This window comes from Jannaschia sp. GRR-S6-38 (genome assembly GCF_029853695.1).
Taxonomy (GTDB): domain Bacteria; phylum Pseudomonadota; class Alphaproteobacteria; order Rhodobacterales; family Rhodobacteraceae; genus Jannaschia; species Jannaschia ovalis.
The window spans coordinates 2,700,089-2,716,355 of sequence record NZ_CP122537.1; the positions used below are offsets into that span (position 1 = coordinate 2,700,089).

General features: G+C 69.9%; 19 protein-coding genes. 9 read left to right on the plus strand and 10 right to left on the minus strand.

Features of this window, described 5'->3' with window-relative positions:
* Nucleotide 1: 1 nt before the first annotated feature.
* Complete coding sequence (locus P8627_RS13945) at nt 2–325, minus strand: DUF2849 domain-containing protein (protein WP_279964810.1); 324 nt, start codon at nt 323–325, stop codon at nt 2–4.
* Nucleotides 322–1,704: a siroheme synthase CysG gene (gene cysG / locus P8627_RS13950; RefSeq protein ID WP_279964811.1), complete on the minus strand. Its 1,383-nt coding sequence runs from the start codon at nt 1,702–1,704 to the stop codon at nt 322–324. The genes P8627_RS13945 and cysG overlap by 4 nt, the downstream gene beginning before the upstream one ends.
* Nucleotides 1,705–1,841: 137 nt before the next feature.
* On the opposite strand from cysG, the gene P8627_RS13955 reads away from it, so the two are divergent.
* Nucleotides 1,842–2,303 (plus strand): Lrp/AsnC family transcriptional regulator, encoded by a 462-nt coding sequence (locus P8627_RS13955; protein ID WP_279964812.1) that lies wholly within the window; start codon nt 1,842–1,844, stop codon nt 2,301–2,303.
* Between the two features lie 117 nt (nt 2,304–2,420).
* On the opposite strand, the gene P8627_RS13960 is transcribed toward P8627_RS13955, so the two are convergent.
* Nucleotides 2,421–4,142, minus strand: a complete 1,722-nt coding sequence (locus tag P8627_RS13960; protein ID WP_279964813.1) for a helix-turn-helix domain-containing protein — start codon at nt 4,140–4,142, stop codon at nt 2,421–2,423.
* A 299-nt stretch (nt 4,143–4,441) separates the two neighbouring features.
* On the opposite strand from P8627_RS13960, the gene P8627_RS13965 reads away from it, so the two are divergent.
* Nucleotides 4,442–4,606, plus strand: a complete 165-nt coding sequence (locus P8627_RS13965; RefSeq protein ID WP_279964815.1) for a hypothetical protein — start codon at nt 4,442–4,444, stop codon at nt 4,604–4,606.
* Here P8627_RS13965 and P8627_RS13970 read toward each other — a convergent pair.
* The 5 genes from P8627_RS13970 to moaA form a co-directional block, all read right to left on the minus strand.
* Nucleotides 4,603–4,830: a YdeI/OmpD-associated family protein gene (locus P8627_RS13970; RefSeq protein ID WP_279964816.1), complete on the minus strand. Its 228-nt coding sequence runs from the start codon at nt 4,828–4,830 to the stop codon at nt 4,603–4,605. The genes P8627_RS13965 and P8627_RS13970 overlap by 4 nt on opposite strands.
* A gap of 14 nt (nt 4,831–4,844) precedes the next feature.
* The gene (locus tag P8627_RS13975; protein ID WP_279964817.1) at nt 4,845–5,366 is read right to left on the minus strand and encodes a hydrolase; all 522 of its coding nucleotides are present in this window, start codon (nt 5,364–5,366) and stop codon (nt 4,845–4,847) included.
* Nucleotides 5,367–5,441: 75 nt separating this feature from the next.
* Nucleotides 5,442–5,897 (minus strand): SixA phosphatase family protein, encoded by a 456-nt coding sequence (locus tag P8627_RS13980; RefSeq protein ID WP_279964819.1) that lies wholly within the window; start codon nt 5,895–5,897, stop codon nt 5,442–5,444.
* Entirely contained in the window at nt 5,894–6,265 is a 372-nt protein-coding gene (locus P8627_RS13985) for a hypothetical protein (RefSeq protein WP_347882276.1), read from the minus strand. The genes P8627_RS13980 and P8627_RS13985 overlap by 4 nt, the downstream gene beginning before the upstream one ends.
* A 502-nt stretch (nt 6,266–6,767) precedes the next feature.
* Nucleotides 6,768–7,769, minus strand: a complete 1,002-nt coding sequence (moaA, locus tag P8627_RS13990) for a GTP 3',8-cyclase MoaA (RefSeq protein ID WP_279964820.1) — start codon at nt 7,767–7,769, stop codon at nt 6,768–6,770.
* Between the two features lie 119 nt (nt 7,770–7,888).
* Between moaA and P8627_RS13995 the strand changes: the two genes are divergently transcribed.
* The 7 genes from P8627_RS13995 to P8627_RS14025 all read left to right on the plus strand — a co-directional run bounded on the left by P8627_RS13995 (nt 7,889) and on the right by P8627_RS14025 (nt 12,928).
* On the plus strand, nt 7,889–8,782 hold the full coding sequence (locus tag P8627_RS13995) for an NAD-dependent epimerase/dehydratase family protein (RefSeq protein WP_279964821.1): 894 nt from the start codon (nt 7,889–7,891) through the stop codon (nt 8,780–8,782).
* Nucleotides 8,783–8,853: 71 nt separating this feature from the next.
* On the plus strand, nt 8,854–9,318 hold the full coding sequence (locus P8627_RS14000) for a hypothetical protein (protein WP_279964822.1): 465 nt from the start codon (nt 8,854–8,856) through the stop codon (nt 9,316–9,318).
* Nucleotides 9,318–10,880 (plus strand): AMP-binding protein, encoded by a 1,563-nt coding sequence (locus P8627_RS14005; protein WP_279964825.1) that lies wholly within the window; start codon nt 9,318–9,320, stop codon nt 10,878–10,880. The genes P8627_RS14000 and P8627_RS14005 overlap by 1 nt, the downstream gene beginning before the upstream one ends.
* Before the next feature lie 291 nt (nt 10,881–11,171).
* On the plus strand, nt 11,172–11,591 hold the full coding sequence (locus tag P8627_RS14010; protein ID WP_279964826.1) for a hypothetical protein: 420 nt from the start codon (nt 11,172–11,174) through the stop codon (nt 11,589–11,591).
* Nucleotides 11,591–12,250, plus strand: coding sequence for a CsgG/HfaB family protein (locus tag P8627_RS14015; protein ID WP_279964827.1), 660 nt, complete (start codon nt 11,591–11,593; stop codon nt 12,248–12,250). Before P8627_RS14010 ends, P8627_RS14015 begins: the two co-directional genes overlap by 1 nt.
* Entirely contained in the window at nt 12,183–12,488 is a 306-nt protein-coding gene (locus P8627_RS14020; RefSeq protein ID WP_279964828.1) for a hypothetical protein, read from the plus strand. Before P8627_RS14015 ends, P8627_RS14020 begins: the two co-directional genes overlap by 68 nt.
* A complete protein-coding gene (locus P8627_RS14025) occupies nt 12,485–12,928 on the plus strand; it encodes a hypothetical protein (RefSeq protein ID WP_279964829.1) in 444 nt (147 codons plus the stop codon). Before P8627_RS14020 ends, P8627_RS14025 begins: the two co-directional genes overlap by 4 nt.
* Here P8627_RS14025 and P8627_RS14030 read toward each other — a convergent pair whose 3' ends face one another.
* Nucleotides 12,929–14,098: a hypothetical protein gene (locus P8627_RS14030; protein WP_279964830.1), complete on the minus strand. Its 1,170-nt coding sequence runs from the start codon at nt 14,096–14,098 to the stop codon at nt 12,929–12,931.
* Between the two features lie 84 nt (nt 14,099–14,182).
* Nucleotides 14,183–16,123: a beta strand repeat-containing protein gene (locus tag P8627_RS14035; protein ID WP_279964832.1), complete on the minus strand. Its 1,941-nt coding sequence runs from the start codon at nt 16,121–16,123 to the stop codon at nt 14,183–14,185.
* Nucleotides 16,124–16,267: the final 144 nt, after the last annotated feature.

A 16,267-nucleotide genomic window follows, 5' to 3' on the forward strand; every position in this document is an offset into this window, starting at 1 on the left:
GTCAGGTCGTCTCCGCCTTGCGGGCCGCATCGGCCTGCTTGCCATGGGCGTAGTTGGAGGGGCCGCGCGCGCGGAACGCCTCGCGGAAATGGACGGGCTCGGGGCCGCGGGGGCCGGGGCGCGCGTCGGCCAGATAGGCGCCGACAACGATCTTCATCTGCCGCTCGGCGTCCAGAAGGCGCAGCTGCGCGATGGCCTCGTCCTCGATCAGCTCGGCCTCGGCATGGTCGGTCACCCATTCGTCGCTGGGCGACAGGTAGACCACGTCGCCCTGCAGCAGGCGGTTGGCGGTGACGACCTTGGGCGTGAAAGGACGACGGGTCATAGCGCGATCTCCCTGTTGAGGATGGCTTCGCCGGCCCTGCGCGGCGCGAGGCCCAGCAGGATGACGACCGGGCCCGCGGCCTCGGCCACGGCGTCGGGCAGGGTGGCGAGCGTGGCGGCGCGAATGCGCTGATCGGCGCGCGAGGCGTTCTCGACCAGCGTGACGGGGGTCACGGGCGCGGCGCCGTGCATCATCAGCCGGCCTTGCATCCAGCGCGCGGCGCGCTTGCCCATGTAGATCGCGGCGACCTCGCCCGGGCGGGCGAGCTGGGCCCAGTCCTGCTCGGCGAAGCCCTTCATGTCGTGGCCGGTCAGCAGCCGGGCCGCGCCGTTGCGGCCGCGCTTCGTCAGGCTCTGCCCGATCGAGGCCACGGCGGCAGAGGCGGCGGTGATGCCCGGCAGAATGGACCAGCCGATGCCCGCTTGGTCCAGCGCCTCGATCTCCTCGTCGAGGCGGCCGAAGACCGTGGGATCGCCGGATTTCAGCCGGACGACATGCGCGCCCGCGCGGGCATGCTCGACCATCAGCGCGTTGATGGCGTCCTGCGCCATGGCGGGCCCGAAGCCTTCCTTCCCGGCCTCGATGATCGTGGCCTCGCGGCGGGCGAGCTCCAGGATCTCGGGCGCGACCAGCCGGTCGTGGATCACCACGTCCGCCCGGTCGAGCGCGTTGCGCGCCTTCAGGGTCAGGAGTTCCGGATCACCGGGGCCGGCGCCGACGAGGTCGACATGGCCGGGCCGGTCGTCTGCCTTCAGGTGGGTATCCAGCAGCTCGTGAAGCGTTGCGCGGATCGCGTCCTCACCATCGGCGGCCGCACGGTGGCCGGCTTCGTCGTAATACTCGGCCCAGAAGCGACGGCGGACGGCGCCCATCGGAAGCGCGTCGGCGGTCTTGCGGAAGGTCTTGGCCACCCGCGCCAGCAGGCCCGTGGCGGGCGAGAGCCGTGCCTCGAGCTCGGCCTTGATCTTTCGCGCCAGAACCGGAGCCGCGCCCTCGGTCCCGATGGCGACCACGACCGGATCGCGGTCGACGATGGCGGGCGTAATGAATTGCGACCGGGCGAGGTCGTCGACGATGTTGACGATCGCCCCGTCGGCCGCGGCCAGCCGCAGCGCGCGGCCATCGGCCTCCGCATCCTCATGCGCGCCATAGGCGATCACGCAGCAGAGCGCGTCGCCCGGCTCCTGCGCGCGGCGGATCAGGGTCAGGCGCCCTTCGGCGGCCCAGGCGGCGATCTCGGGCGCGGGATCCTCCGCCACGACGGTGATCCGCGCCGTGGTCTTGAGCAGCAGCCGCAGCTTCGCCACCGCCGCGTCGCCCCCGCCCGAGACCAGGACGCGGCGGCCCTCGAGGGCGAGGAAGATGGGGAAATGGTTCATGGCACGGGTCCTTGCAGGCTTTGCGTAATATAGAACATCGTTCTGGCATTCGGGCAGGGGGTGGGGCAGAACAAGGACGATCCGGCGGGATATGGCGCGGTGCGGGAACGGTATTCCAGAACGGGGAAGGGGCGAGGATGGGTGTCCGGATGGACGAGCTGGATCGGAAGATCCTCCGTGCGCTGCAGGCGGATGCCGGGCAGTCGCTGGACGAGATCGCGCGGCAGGTGGGCTCGTCGAAGACCCCGGTCTGGAACCGGGTCCGCAAGCTGCGCGAGGCGGGGGTGATCGGGCCCTCGACGGTGATCGTCGACCCGGAAGCCCTTGGCCTGGAAGCCTGTTTCTTCGTCCTGATCCGCACCTCGGAGCACGAGGCGGACTGGCAGAAGCGCTTCCTCGCCGCCCTGAAGGCCCGCCCCGAGGTGCAGGAGGCGCACCGGCTTGCGGGCGAGATCGACTACATCCTGAAGGTCCGCGTGGCGAACGCGAAGGCCTATGACGACTTCTACCAGGCGCTGATCTCGGAGGTGCGGGTGTTCAACGTCACGGCGCTTCTGTCGATGGAGGAGCTGAAGGCCAGCACCGCGCTGCCGGTCTGACGATCACGGAGCGGGCGGGAAACGGTCCCGTTTCGGCGGATGACTGTCATGGGTGATCCGCGAGTGATCCACGGGTGATCCGCGTCCGACACGATCGGGGGTTGCGCGGCGCGGCGCTCAGGGATCGAGCGCGGCGCGGATGCGGTCGCGCAGGCGGGTGGCCCTGTCGAAATAATGCGGCATCTGGTCCGACGTATAGATCGTCAGCGCATCCTCGACGGCGGTCAGTCCGTCGCGCAGATGCGCGCGGGCCGCGCTCGGATGGGCCTGCGCAAGAGCTTCGAAGCAAAGCGTCATGGTCTCCCGCGTCATCGCCCAATGCACCGGCAGGGCGTCGCGGGTGTGAACCTCCAGCGCGGCGCGGTAGGCGGTGATGGCGTCCCGCAAGGCCGCGTCGTGGCCGCGTTGGCCGAGGGTCCGGAGCGCGTTGCCGATGTTGTGTTGGGTCATGGCCCAGTCCACCGGCAGGGCGTCGCGGGTGTGGACCTCCAGCGCGGCGCGATAGGCGGCGACGGCCTCGTGTAGGGCTGCGTCGTCGCCGCGTTGGCCGAGGGTTTGGAGCGCATTGCCGAGGTTATTCTGGGTCATGGCCCAGTCCACCGGCAGGGCGTCGCGGGTGTGGACCTCCAGCGCAGCGCGAAAGGCGGTGACGGCGTCCCGCAGTGCCGCGTCGTCACCGCGTTCTCCGAGGGTCAGGAGCGCGGTGCCGAGGTTGTTCTGGGTCTCGGCCCAGGCCACCGGCAGGGCGCCGCGGGTGCGGACTTCCAATGCGGCGCGATAGGCCGTGACGGCGTCCCGCAGGGCCGCGTCGTCGCCGCGTTCGCCGAGGGTCAGGAGCGCGTTGCCGAGGTTGTTCTGGGTCATGGCCCAGTCCATCGGCAGGGCGTCGCGGGTGCGGACCTCGAGCGCGGCGCGATGGGTGGTGACGGCGTCCCGCAGGGCCGCGTCGTCGCCGCGCATGCCGAGAAGCTGGAGCGCGTTGCCGAGGTCATTCATCGACCAGCCGCGCCTTTCGTCGTCCGGCGCCAAGGGCGTGCAGGCCTCGAAGGAGGCCGCAGCCACGTGCAAGTCGAATTGGACGCCTTGGCGTTCGCCGTCGCGATAGCGTTCGATGCCCCAATCCCGCAGCGCGTGGTAGAGGTCGGTGCCCGTCAGCCCGTCCAGCCGCAGCAAGCGTTCCTGCACGGCGACCAGCCCCGCCGCGTCGCCGCGCAGGATGTGCTGATCGGCAAGACCGCGCAGGAGTTTCTGCTGGCGGGCGGCGCTTTCTTCCGCCTCGCGGGCCAGCGCGGCCTCGAAGGCGTCGGCAGCGTCGTCTTCGCGGGCCTCGGCGTTGAGGCGCGCGACCTCGGCGAAGACGTCGTCGATGAAATCGGGATGGTTGGAGGGGCGGCTGCCCTGTTCGGCCAGGCGCTGCGCGGCGGCGAGCGCCTGTTCCAGCCCGGCGATGGCGCCTTCCAGATCGGTCGGGTTCGTTTCCGCGAAGCGGTAAGCCAGGGAGATGACGAGGCTTTCGGCGAGCTTGAGGCGGGCGGCCACGTCCCCGGCGCGGTCCAGCATCGCGCCCGCCTGCGCGTCAAGCGGAGTGGGCGTATCTTCGGCGGGCAGGTCGAGACCGAGCGCGCGGTCGAGGACGGGGCCGTCGATGGCCAGCTGCTCGGCGATCTTCGCGATGGTCAGCGGCGAAAGTCTGCGCTTCCCGTTCTCGACCTGGCTGAGATAGCCCTTGCGGCTTTCGTCGCCCCAGATGTCGCCCGCCAGCTGGGCGAGCGTCTGGCCGTTCTTGACCCGCGCGGCGCGGACGGCCTTGCCGAAGGCCTGAAGCTCGGGCGTCGGCATCGCGTGTCAGACCCGTCGCGCCGGAGGACGCAGGGCGGCCCCCGGCCGAGGGTGGGGGCAGAGCCCCCGCCCGTGGGGGCGGTCGGGGGCTGCCCGGTCTGGGCGACCGGGCGGGTGCAGGCTGAGGCGATCCGCGCGCAAGGTGAAACCCGATGAAACTTCCTGCCGATCCGCAGGCAGCTTTCAGCAAACCGGATCGCTCTCCGGCTCGCAAGGCCTTGGCCATATTGACCATATCAGCTGAGGCCGCGGCGGACCCGCGGCGGGGCCCCTCTCAACCGAATGAGAGGACCGAAGGAATGAAGACGATCGAACGGATCAAGCGGGCCGTCTGGACGCACCGGGCGACCTATGCGGGGCTGGCCCTGGCCTATGGTGCGGGGTGCCTGGGCCTGATCGACAAGGCCACCGTCAGCCAGATCGCGACGGCCTGCTATGTCGCGCTGGTCGTGCAGGCGCACTAACCCCGCCCGCGCCACGCCATCTTCATGTAGCGATCCCCCGCCGCCAGCTCGTCGAGCATCTGGGCGAGGCGCCGTTCGCGGGTTTCGGGGCGTTTGGCGCGGGCGATCCAGCCGAGATAGTCGTTGCGCTGGTACCAGGGGCGGGCGGCGTAGCGCGCCGTCAGGCCCGCGCGGTCGAGCGCGGCGCGGATGTCGTCGGGCATCGGGTGGGCGGGGCGGCGCATCGGGCTCGGCCGCCTCAGTCGATCCGGACGAGGCCCACGACGTAGTTGCGGCCATAGGCGCGGGCGCATTTCGGGCAGGTCGTGTAGAAGACCCAGGTCTCGTCCCGTGTCGCCCCCTTCGCCTTGGCGATGTCGCGCAGCGTCTCGATCCAATGCGGGGCGTTGCGGTAGGGCCCCTCGAACACGCGGGTGAGGTAGCGGCCGGTGAGCGTCACCATCTCCTCGCCCGGGACGGGGCGCGGCACGGCGAAGAGATGCTCGCCCTTCCAGGGCGACAGGTCGCGGCTGAGCACGATGTAGTCGTCGGGATCATAGGCGTCCTCGGCCTCGATCTTCGCCTGCACGCGGCTGAAGACGCGGCCCATGTCGACGGGGATGTGCATCACGCTGCGCGTGGTGGCGCGCAGGAACGGCTTGTCTTCGAAGACCAGCGTGCGCCCGTCCCAATCGGTGGGGTCGAAGCGCGGGCAGCAGCCGGTCGGATTGACGCTGTCGTCGTAGCGCGGAAGCGTGTTGGTCTGCATCGGACCCTCCATGCGGTCGAGAGGGTCAAGATCGCATTTGGGCGGCGGGCGCGCCTTGATTTCGGTCAGGCGGGCGGCGGCCGGGGGTCAGAAATCGCCGGGCACGACGAAGGCGAGGCAGCGGCCGGGCAGCCCGTCGGCCGCATCGACGACGAGGCAGGCGCAGGGCGGGAAGGCGGCGAAGCGCAGATGGTCGGGCGGGCGGCGCAGCGCGGCATGGGCGGCCTCGCAGATGCCGGGATTGTGGGCGACGATCATCAGCGTCTCGCCCGGGGCGGGGGTGGCGAGGGTGTCGATCTTGGTGGCGGTGGCGCCGTAGAGATCGTCGCGATAGGCGATCTCGGCCGCCGGCAGGTCCAGCGCCGCGGCGGTCTCGCGGGTGCGGCGCGCGGCGGAGCAGAGGATGCGGGTCGGCACGTGGTCCTGGGCGCGCAGCCATTGGCCGAGGCGGGCGGCCTCGTCGTGGCCGGCGCGCTTGAGCGGGCGGTCGAAATCGACGCCGCCATGCTTGGCATGGGCGTGGCGCAGGAAGATCAGCTTCATGGATGCTCCTTGTGGAAAGCGGCCATGTGGTGGGCGGCCTGCGCGTCGGGGCGTGGCGGCGAGACCGGGCAAGCGCGGCGGGCGGCGCAGCCCCGGGCCATGCAGTCGTTCCTCGGGTCGTCGAGCCAGCCGTGGCAGGCCGCTAGGTCGTAGCCGGGGCCGAGCGCGCCGACCGGGCAGGCGTCGAGGCAGGGCGCGGGGCAGCCGTCGCAGGGCGAGGGCGGTGCGGGCGGCAGGTCGAGCGCGAAGGGCAGGGCGAGCGCGCCGCGGAAGCTGACCATCAGGCCCAGCGCGTCGTGGACCAGGAGGGCCGCGGGCGAGATGTGGCACCGCCCGGTCGCGAGCGCCCAGGAGATGAAGGGCTGCACGGGTTCGCCGAAGGGAAAGAGCGCGGTGGCACCCAGATCCGCGGCCCAGGCGCCGATGACGCGAGCGGACCAGCGGTCGACCGGGTCGGGGCCCTGCGCCTCGGGGGCCGCCTGCAGCAGCGGCCAGAATCGCGCGGGATCGGGGCCGAGGAGGAGGAGCGTGCCCGTGCCTTGCGGCAGGTCGCGGTCGGCGGGGCGCGCGGGATCGGGGGCGAAGCCGCCGAGGACGAGGAGGCCGCGGGCCGTGGCGGCGGTCTCGAGGTCGGCGAGGGTCGGGGGGCGTGAGGGGGGCGGGGCGCCGCGGGGTGGGTCGGATGGGCTGCCCGCGGGAACGGTCGGGGCGGGTTGGGCGGTTGACGGGTGAGCCTCGTCATTGGCGAGGTCCGTTGGGGTCTGTCGGTCGGATCCCGTTTCCTCCGGCCCGGTCCTCGCGGACCGTGCGTTCGTCCCTTCGATCTCTCCACTGGAGAGATCGATCCGACCCTGTGGGTCGGACCTCTCCTTACCCACCCGTGTGGCTCATGTGGCGGGAGACCTGGCCTTCGACCTGGTTGCGGGAATAGTCGAAATCGTGGCCCTTGGGCTTGCGGGCGATGGCGGCGCGGATGGCGGCTTCGAGGGGCGCGTCGGCCTCGGAGGCGCGAAGGGGTGCGCGGAGGTCGGCCATGTCCTCCTGGCCCAGGCACATGTAGAGCTCGCCCGTGCAGGTGAGGCGCACGCGGTTGCAGCTCTCGCAGAAATTATGCGTCAGCGGCGTGATGAAGCCGAGGCGCTGGCCGGTCTCCTCCAGCGCGAAATAGCGGGCCGGGCCGCCGGTGCGGTAGGGCAGTTCGCTGAGCGTGAAGCGCTCGGCCAGGCGGGCGCGCAGGTCCTTGAGCGGCCAGTACTGGTCGAGGCGCTGCACCTCGCCCATGTCGCCCATGGGCATGACCTCGATGAAGGTGAGGTCCAGATCCTCGGACGCGGCCCAGGCGAGCAGGTCGAAGAGCTCCGCGTCGTTGAAGCCCTTGAGCGCGACCGTGTTGATCTTGACGCGCATGCCCACAGCCTGCGCGGCGCGGATGCCGCGCAGCACCTTGTCGAGCGACCCCCAGCGGGTGATGGCGCGGAACTTCTCGGGATCGAGCGTGTCGAGCGAGACGTTCACGCGGCGCACGCCCGCGTCCCAGAGCGGCTGGGCGAAGCGTTCGAGCTGGCTGCCGTTGGTGGTCAGCGTCAACTCGTCCAGCCCGTCGCCCAGATGGCGCGACATGGCTTCGAAGAAGGTCATGATGCCCTTGCGGACCAGCGGCTCGCCCCCGGTGATGCGCAGCTTTCGCACGCCCATTCGCACGAAGGCCGAGCAGAGACGGTCGAGCTCCTCCAGCGTCAGCAGGTCGCGCTTGGGCAGGAAGGTCATGTGCTCCGCCATGCAATAGGTGCAGCGGAAGTCGCAGCGATCGGTCACCGACACCCGGAGGTAGTCGATGGCGCGGGCAAAGGGATCGATCAGCGGAGCATTCATGTCCCGAAGCTATGCCTCGCCCCGGGTGGGCACAAGCGCGACCGCCCCGGGGCGCGGGACCGGTTGCCGCGGGCGGCGCGGCGCCTATCCTGCGGAGGCGGCAGGACAGGGGACGGATCATGCGGATTTTCTTCACCGGCGGGTCGGGCAAGGCCGGGCGCCACGCGGTGCGCCACCTCGTCGAGGCCGGGCATAAGGTCGTCAATGCCGACCGCGTGCCGCTGGAGATGCCGGGCGTGCCCGACCTGCAGGTCGAGCTGACCGAGAGCGGGCAGGTCTTCAACGCGCTGAGCGCGCTGGCCGATTTCGACGAGCTGGAGGGGCCGGAGGTGCCCCGCTACGACGCGGTGGTGCATTTCGCGGCCGTGCCCCGCATCCTGATGGTGCCCGACAACGAGACCTTCCGCGTCAACGTGCTGTCGACCTACAACGTCATCGAGGCGGCGGTGAAGCTGGGCATTCCGAAGATCGTCTTCGCCTCCTCCGAGACAACCTACGGCATCTGCTTCGCACAGGGCGAGGTGACGCCCGATTACCTGCCGGTGGACGAGGATCACCCCACCGTGCCCCATGACAGCTATGCGATGTCGAAGGTCGCGAACGAGGCGACCGCGCGCAGCTTCCAGGCGCGGTCGGGGACGGATATCTACGGGCTGCGCATCAACAACGTCATCGAACCGCATGAATACGCGCGGGATTTCCCCGCCTACCTGGAGGATCCGGGCCTGCGCCGGCGCAACATCTTCGCCTATATCGACGCGCGCGACCTGGGCCACATGGTGGAGTGCTGCCTGCGGACGGACGGGCTGGGCTACGAGGTGTTCAACGTGGCGAACCCGGACCTGTCGGTCGGGATCGACACTGCCGAGGTGCGGCGGCGGTTCTACGAGGGGGTGCCGGTGCGGCGCGAGATGGGGCCGACCGAGACCTTCTATGCGATCGACAAGGCGCGCGCGATGGTGGGCTTCGCGCCGCGGCACGGCTGGCGCGCGGCGCTGGGGATGGAGACGTGAGGCGGGCGCGGCTGGACCCCGGGGCGGGGCGCTTCTAGGTTCACGGCGGAGCCCCCGCTTTCGGAGACATCATGGCGCGTTTCGTCCCCTTGCTGACCCTCGTCGCGCTGTCGGCCGCCTGCGCCCAGCTTCGCGGCCCGGCCCCGGAGGCGCACGCCGAGGTGGCGCCGGCACCCGCGCCCGTCGCGGCGCCGGTGCCCGCGCGGGGCGTCACCACTTCGGCGGCCGCGCTCGACACCGTGTCCGAGGCGGAGAAGGCCGCCGCCCGCGCCGAGGCCGCCGCCGCGCCCGCGGCGGGGCCGCTGGGCCAGGCGACGGTGGCGCTGGGCGATCCGGCCGATCCGGGGCTGTGGGTGAAGACGGCGCTGGTCGACGCGGAGCGGCCGGGGCTGGTGCGCACCGGCGGGGGCGACGGCATTGCGGTGACGCTGCGGCCGCTGGGCTCGGATGGCGGGGCGCAGATCTCGCTCGCCGCGCTGCGCGCGCTGGGCCTGCCGCTGACGGGCCTGCACACGGTGACGCTGGCGGCGCGGTGATGCGCCGCCGCGTGATCGCCCGGCTGGCGCCCTGGGACGAGATGCGCGCGGATTTCGCCTGGGACATCCCGGCGCGGTTCAACATCGCGCGGGCCTGTTGCGACGACTGGGCCGCCGAGGACCCGGAGCGCGTGGCGATCGTGGACCTGTCGGCGGGGCGCGACGTCTGGCGTTACGGCCGGCTGAAAGACGCCTCCGACCGTCTGGCGGGCGGGCTCGCGGCGCGGGGCGTGGGGCCGGGCGACCGGGTGGCCATCCTGCTGCCGCAGCGCGCCGAGGTGATGGTGGCGCATCTGGCGGCGATGAAGCTGGGGGCGGTGGCGCTGCCGCTGTTCGCGCTGTTCGGGCCGGAGGCGCTGGATTACCGGCTGCGCGACTCGGGCGCGGTGGCGGTGATCGCGGATGCCGACGGGCTGGGCAAGCTGGACGGGCTGGACCTGCCGGCGCTGGCCCATCGCGTGGACGTGGCGCGGCTGGCGGATTGGCTGGGCGATCCGGTGGAGTGCGCCGACACCGCCGCCGAGGACCCGGCGATGATGATCTACACCTCGGGCACCACGGGCACGCCCAAGGGGGTGCTGCACGCGCATCGCTTTCTCTGGGGGCATCTGCCCTGCGTGGAGACCGCGCTGGAGGGGTTCCCGCGGCCGGGCGACGTGGGCTGGACGCCGGCGGACTGGGCCTGGATCGGCGGGCTGATGGACCTGGCCATGCCCTGCCTGTTCTACGGCGTGCCGCTGGTGGCGAGGCGCTTCGCCAAGTTCGAGCCGGCGGCGGCCTGGGAGCTGATGGTGGCCGAGCGGGTGACCGCGGCCTTCCTGCCGCCGACCGCGCTGAAGATGCTGCGCCGGACGGAGGCGCCCGACGGCTTGGCCCTGCGCGCGGTGATGTCGGGCGGCGAGGCGCTGGGCGCGGGGCTTCTGGACTGGGGGCGCGAGGCGCTGGGGGTGCCCATCAACGAGATCTACGGCCAGACCGAGTGCAACCTGGTCATGGCGGCCTGCGCCGGCACGCAGGACGTGGTCCCCGGGACGCTGGGCCGCGCGGTGCCGGGGGTCGAGATCGAGCTGCAGGACGCCGCGGGCCGGCCCGTGGGCGAGGGCGAGACCGGCGAGATCTGCACCCGCGGCTCGCCCGCGACCTTCCTGCGCTACTGGATGAAGCCCGAGCAGACGGCGGCGAAGTGGCGGGCCGGCTGGCTGCGCACGGGAGATCTGGGCCGGCTGGGGTCGGGCGGGACGATCACCTATGTCAGCCGCGACGACGACGTGATCACCTCGGCCGGCTACCGGATCGGACCCACCGAGATCGAGACCTGCCTGACGGCGCATCCGCGCGTGGTGATGGCCGCGGTGGTGGGCCTGCCGGACCCCGACCGCGGCGAGGCGGTGACCGCCTTCGTGGTGCCCGAGGGCGAGACGGCGGGGCTGGAGGCGGAGCTGGTCGCCTGGGTCAAGGCGCGGCTGTCGCCGCATATGGCGCCCCGCGCGGTGCGCTTCGTCGCGGCCCTGCCGATGACCGCGACGGGCAAGATCCAGCGCCGCAGCCTGCGGGAGAGCTGAGGGGGCGGGATCCGATTCGCGGAGGCGCCGATCCCGGATCCCGTCGAAACTGGCCGAATTGCCATGTTTTCGCCAGAATTGGAGGGGGAATTCCCGCTATTTTGGGCGGAGACGCAACAATTCGAGAGATTTCCACAAAATATCTTTCAATAAAATGACCTTGGGGCATCCTCGGGACGGAGCCTTGCGCAGACAGGGTGTGAGGCGCCTTGCGCAGACAGGGTGTGAGGCAGTGATCGTTCGGACGGCAAAGGCGCATCCGCGCCGGCCGTCGCAGCGAGGAGTAGTGATGTGAAACAGGCGCTTCTGATCGCCGTGAGCCTTGCCGTTTCGACGGCGGGCGGTGCGGCTTGGGCCAATGGCCAGGGTGAAAGCCGCCCCTTCTCGTTCCGTAGCCCGTCCGAGCGGCAGGTCCTTTTGATGGGCGAACAGACCCGGCTCAATTTCAAGGTCTTCGAGCGGGACACCGCATTGTCCGGAGGACAGGCCCCAAGCGGCCAGACCGGCAATTCGCTGAGCGTGACGATCACCGGGAATGGCGACAACACGATTTCGGTCACCCAGGACAATACCGGCGACCAGACCATCCAGGAATCGGATAACGGCTCGACGAATACCTTCGGCGGCAGCGGCAGCACCGCCCCGATGAGCACCATGCTGATGGAAGAGGCGTCCTCCGCACTCTTCGCGATTCCGGTGGAGGGCGAGTGATGCGGATCGCGCTGCGACGTGCCGCCGCGCTGGCCTGCGCGCTCGGGCTCTCGGGCTGTGGGCAATTGACCTTGCCGCCGCAGTTCGGCGTGCCCTTCGCCACCTATAACGGCACCATCCCGGTCGTCACCGCGACGCCGGCCGACGCGGCGCTGGAATGCCTGTCGCAGACGCCGCAGGTGCAGCGCAGCGGCCGGATCTTCGCGGTCCACCAGATCACCGACCTGACCCAGAAGATCGAGGTCGACGAGGTCGGTGGCTTCGTGCCCCGTGACGTGGCCGGCATGCTGGTCACCTCGCTGTCGCGTGCCGGGGTGCGGCAGGTCAACCGCGTCAACACCGCCGTGACCGAGTTCGAGATCGCTCGCGCCCGCGAGCAGGTCCTGGGCGACGGCCGCACGGTCGTGGTGGAGGGCGAGACGCTGCCCTATCGCCCGATCGAGCGCGGCGCGCTGCGCGGCTCGGATATCGTGATCGACGGCGCGATCACCCAACTCGATTTCAACACCTTCTCGCGCGGCGGTGAAGGGTCGTTCTTCGGCGTGGGGGGGGCGGCGCACCTTCGCGCTGACCGTGGCCGCCGATATCCGGGTGACCGACACGCGGTCCTCCGAGATCCTGCTGGCCGACTCCTATGCCAAGCAGGCCGTGGGCCGTGAGGTCTTCGGGTCGGTCTTCCGCTTCTTCGACGACGAGCTCTTCGACGTGCGCATCGGCTCGCGCAGCCAGGAAGGGCTGCATGCTGGGCTGCGCTGGATGCTGGCCGAGGCCGCCTATTCCATCGTCTCGGACACCGTGGGCTATTCGGGGCCCTGCGACGGCCTGCTGCCGGGCGCGCGGCTGGCCGCGCAGCGCGGGCAGGACACGCTGGTCGTCGCGGCGCGGGACGAGCCGTGACATCGCCCCGACCCCTGACGGCTTTTGCACTGGTCCTGTCGGTTGCGGCGGGCGGCGCGCCGGCGCAGACCGCCGAGCCGCCCTATGACCCGACGCCCTTTCTGGAAGCCATGGTCGCGTATCGCGCGCTGGCGGCGACCTGCGAGGAGGTGCTGCCGGGATCGCCGCTGGCCGATTCTGAGGAGATCGCGGAGTTCTTTGACTTCCTGGAGTTGCCCGAGCCGCGCGACCGCAACGCCGCGATGGAGCGGATCGTCTACCGGCTGGTGCGCCCGCAGGCCGCGTCGATCTGCACCGAGCGGCTGCAGCGTAGCGCGCTGGCCTATGGCGGGCAGGCGGTGGATTACCAGCAGAGCAAGCCCGCCGAATGGCCCGACGCCCCGCGGATCAAGGCGGGGCCGTGGTGCGCGTCGCAATCCTGTTCGGAGCTGACCTTCTGATCAGTAGCGGACCGAGGCCGCGTTGCCGATCTGCATGTGGTTGCCGTTGCCGCCCGAGAAGTTCTGCTGCTGATTGGCGTTCTGCGTCGCGCTGACCGGCATGTTCGCGTTCGGGTTGCCGTTGGTGACCGTCTCGCCCGAGGGGCCGGTGCTGGTCGCCGGCATCGGGCTGCCGCCGCCGCGGATGTCGAGCAGGTTGACGATGTTGGTGGTCGATTGCGTCCAGCCTGGCACGAGCCCGGCCTCGTAATCGGCAAGCGTCGCCCCTTCGAGCGAGTTGGTGACGGTCTGGGTGCCGTTCGAGGTCTGGGTCAGGCCAGAGACGACGCGCGCCGAGACGAAATTTGCGATGTTGAGGCCTTCTTGGTTGACCGAGCCGGGCGTCTGGCCGTCGGCCGAGCTGACCACGTTGTTGACGATCTGTTCGCCGTCGAAGACGCGGTGCACGTTGTGGACCTCGTCGGCCATCAGCACGTTGCCGATATTGGTGCCGCGCTGGTCGATATGGCCGCCGTTCGATCCGACCTGGACGAAATCAACGAGGTTTTCGACCCGCTGGACGGTGCCTTCGGGGAAAAGCTGCTCGCCGCTACCGATCGAGATCTCGGCCATGACGATGTTGGCTGTGTTGCGGCCGATCTGAGTGATCGTCCCGCCGGACTGGCTGTCGGCGCGGAGCGTGTTGAACACCTCCTGCATGGCGTCGGGGCCGAAGGACTGCCGGATCTCGTCGACGCGGGTGGCGATGATGACGTTGGCGATGTTCTCGCCGGTCTGGGTGCTGGTGCCGACGACGCCCGCGCCCTGCTCGTCGATGAGATTGCGCGCGGTCTGGCTGCCCTGCATGACCTGAGTCGCGCTGGCGAGGTTGGTGCCGCGCGACAGCAGCAGGTTGGCGGCGTTCAGGATGGACTGGTCGACATTGTCGATGCTGGGCGCGGGGCCGAGCAGCTCGCCGCCCATCTCGACGAAATCGTCGAGCAACGCGTCCGCCTCGTCGCTGTCGATCGGGCCGTTGAGGATGCCGGGACCGTTGGTGACGACGGTGTTCTCGCCTTCCTGCGTCCCCAGGAAGACCTGGTTGGAGACGACGTTGTCCCCCCCGGGCTCGGTCCCTTGCGCGACGGCGGGGGTCGAGAGGACGAGGACGAGGACGCTCAGGACTGTCAACAATCGCCGCATGGCAGGACACCGGTCTGGGGGTTTCGGGGAGGGTGGCGGCGGACCGCCACCCCAGTTCTCGTCGGCCGTCGATCAGGGCGTCGGGTTGCTGATCGAGTTGGCAACGTTGGTCGCCGCCTGCGTGACCGAGTTGATCGTGTCGGCGTCGTAGAGACCGTTGCCGGCCACCTGGAGGCCCGAGAAGGTCTGCGTGACTTCCTGGGCGCCCACGATGTCGGCCAGGCTGCCAACGGTGAGCAGGTTGCCGGCGTTGACGGCGGTCTGGGTCAGGTTGGTGACCGTGCCCGCGGAGTCGAAGCCGAGCGGGTCGCCCGGCGCCGTGCTGCCGGCGTAGTTCACCAGGTTCAGCGCGAGCTGCGCACCGCCGGTGACGGTCTGGCTCATGGTCGAGTTCATCTCGCCGATGGTCGCCAGGTTGACCGCGTTGGTGGCCGTCTGGCTCACGTCGGTGACGCCGTCGATGCCGAACTCAACGAAGTTGAGGGCAGCCTGGCCGTTGAGCGGGCCGGACATGTCGGCGGTCTGGATGAGCTCATCGGGTCCGAACAGGTCTTCCTCGACCTCGTCGACCTCGACCGAGTTGGCGACGTTGGTCGCGGCCTGGGTCAGGTCGCTGATGCCGCCGGAGGCCGGGTCGACGTCTTCCACCACGTTCGTGGCGAGCTGACCGGTGCCCGAGATGCTTTGCAGCAGCTCGTCCTCGATCGTGCCGATATCGGCGATGTTGGCGGCGTTGGTGGCGGTCTGAGTCATCCCGCTGACGCCGGTCACGCTGATATTCTGGTTCGGGTTGCCGATGGGCGAGCCCGCGACCGTGTTCGACGCGACCTGGGTCGCATCCTCGACGATCTGCTCCGCCTCATCGACGATCACGTCATCGGCGAGCCCGGTCAGGCTGTTGGCCACGTTGGTCGCGGCCTGGTTGGAGCCGGTGGCCGTGCCGATGACCAGAAGCAGGTCGTTGGTGGCGGTCTGCGTCGAGTCGACGAAGGTCTGGCTGATGAAGCCGCCGACTTCGCTGAAGCTGGCGAGGTTTGCGGCATTGGTGGCGGTCTGCGGCGTGTCGGAGATGCTGAAGACCGCATCCGCGACGTTGGTGGCCGCCTGAGACCCGGAGTCGAACAACTGCGTGAGGTCGTCGCTGATATCGTCGCCGATCGTCACCGAGTTGGCCACGTTCACGGCATCCTGCGCCCCGGCGGAGATGTTGCCGAAGAAGGCGAAGGCGTCGTTGCTGGCCGTCTGGGTGACGCCCCCGGCAATCTGATCAACGAAATCGGAGGCGTCATCGACGGTCTCGAGTAGGTTCACGGCATTGATCGCATCTTGGTCGAACACGTTGATGTTGAAGGTCGCGTCGAGCTCGTTTGTTGCGGTCTGGCCGAAAAGGAGCGCCGTCTGCGCAACGTCGTCGCTGACATCATCGCCGACGGTGGCGCTGTTGGCGACGTTCGTCGCGGCCTGCGTGGCGTCGGTAATATCGCCGCCTGTGTCGATGGCATTCGAGGCCGACTGTGCCGCGAAGAGGACCGTCTGCGTCAGGTCATTCTCGATGTCGACGTCGACGGTGGCGACGTTGGCGGCGTTGGTGGCGTTCTGGACCGACATGTTGGTGCCGGTCGCGGCCTCGATGCTGTTCGTGGCCGTCTGAAGGCCCAAGACGAGAGACTGGTTGAGATCCTCGACTTCCGGAGCCTGGAAGGAGTTCACCACGTTGACGCCCGTTTGTTCGACGTCGTCGAAGCCGCCTTCCGTCGAGATCAGGCTGTTGATGCCGATCTGGGCGATCGGGCCGGCGGTCTGGTTCACGTCGTCCAGATCGTCGGTGGTGTAGTTGATCAGGTTGGCGGCATTGGTCGCGGCCTGCGACACCCCGGTCCCATCGAAGTTGATGAGGATCGAGTTGAGCGCCGTCTGCAACGCGGAAATCGTCTGGTCGATATCGGTATCGTCCGCCGCCGCCGGGAAGGCGAGCGCGCTGGCGATGGCCGTTGTGGTCAAGAACTTCTTCATGTGGAACCGTCCTTCTGTGAGCCCCGCCGAAATTGGCACTCGGGGTCGTTTCGAGGACGCCGACACGGGCAAACGCGCCGGCGCGCGACCCGTGAATGGAGAGGTCGGAAAACACACAAAGACGCCGCGGTGCCCGGCTCGAAC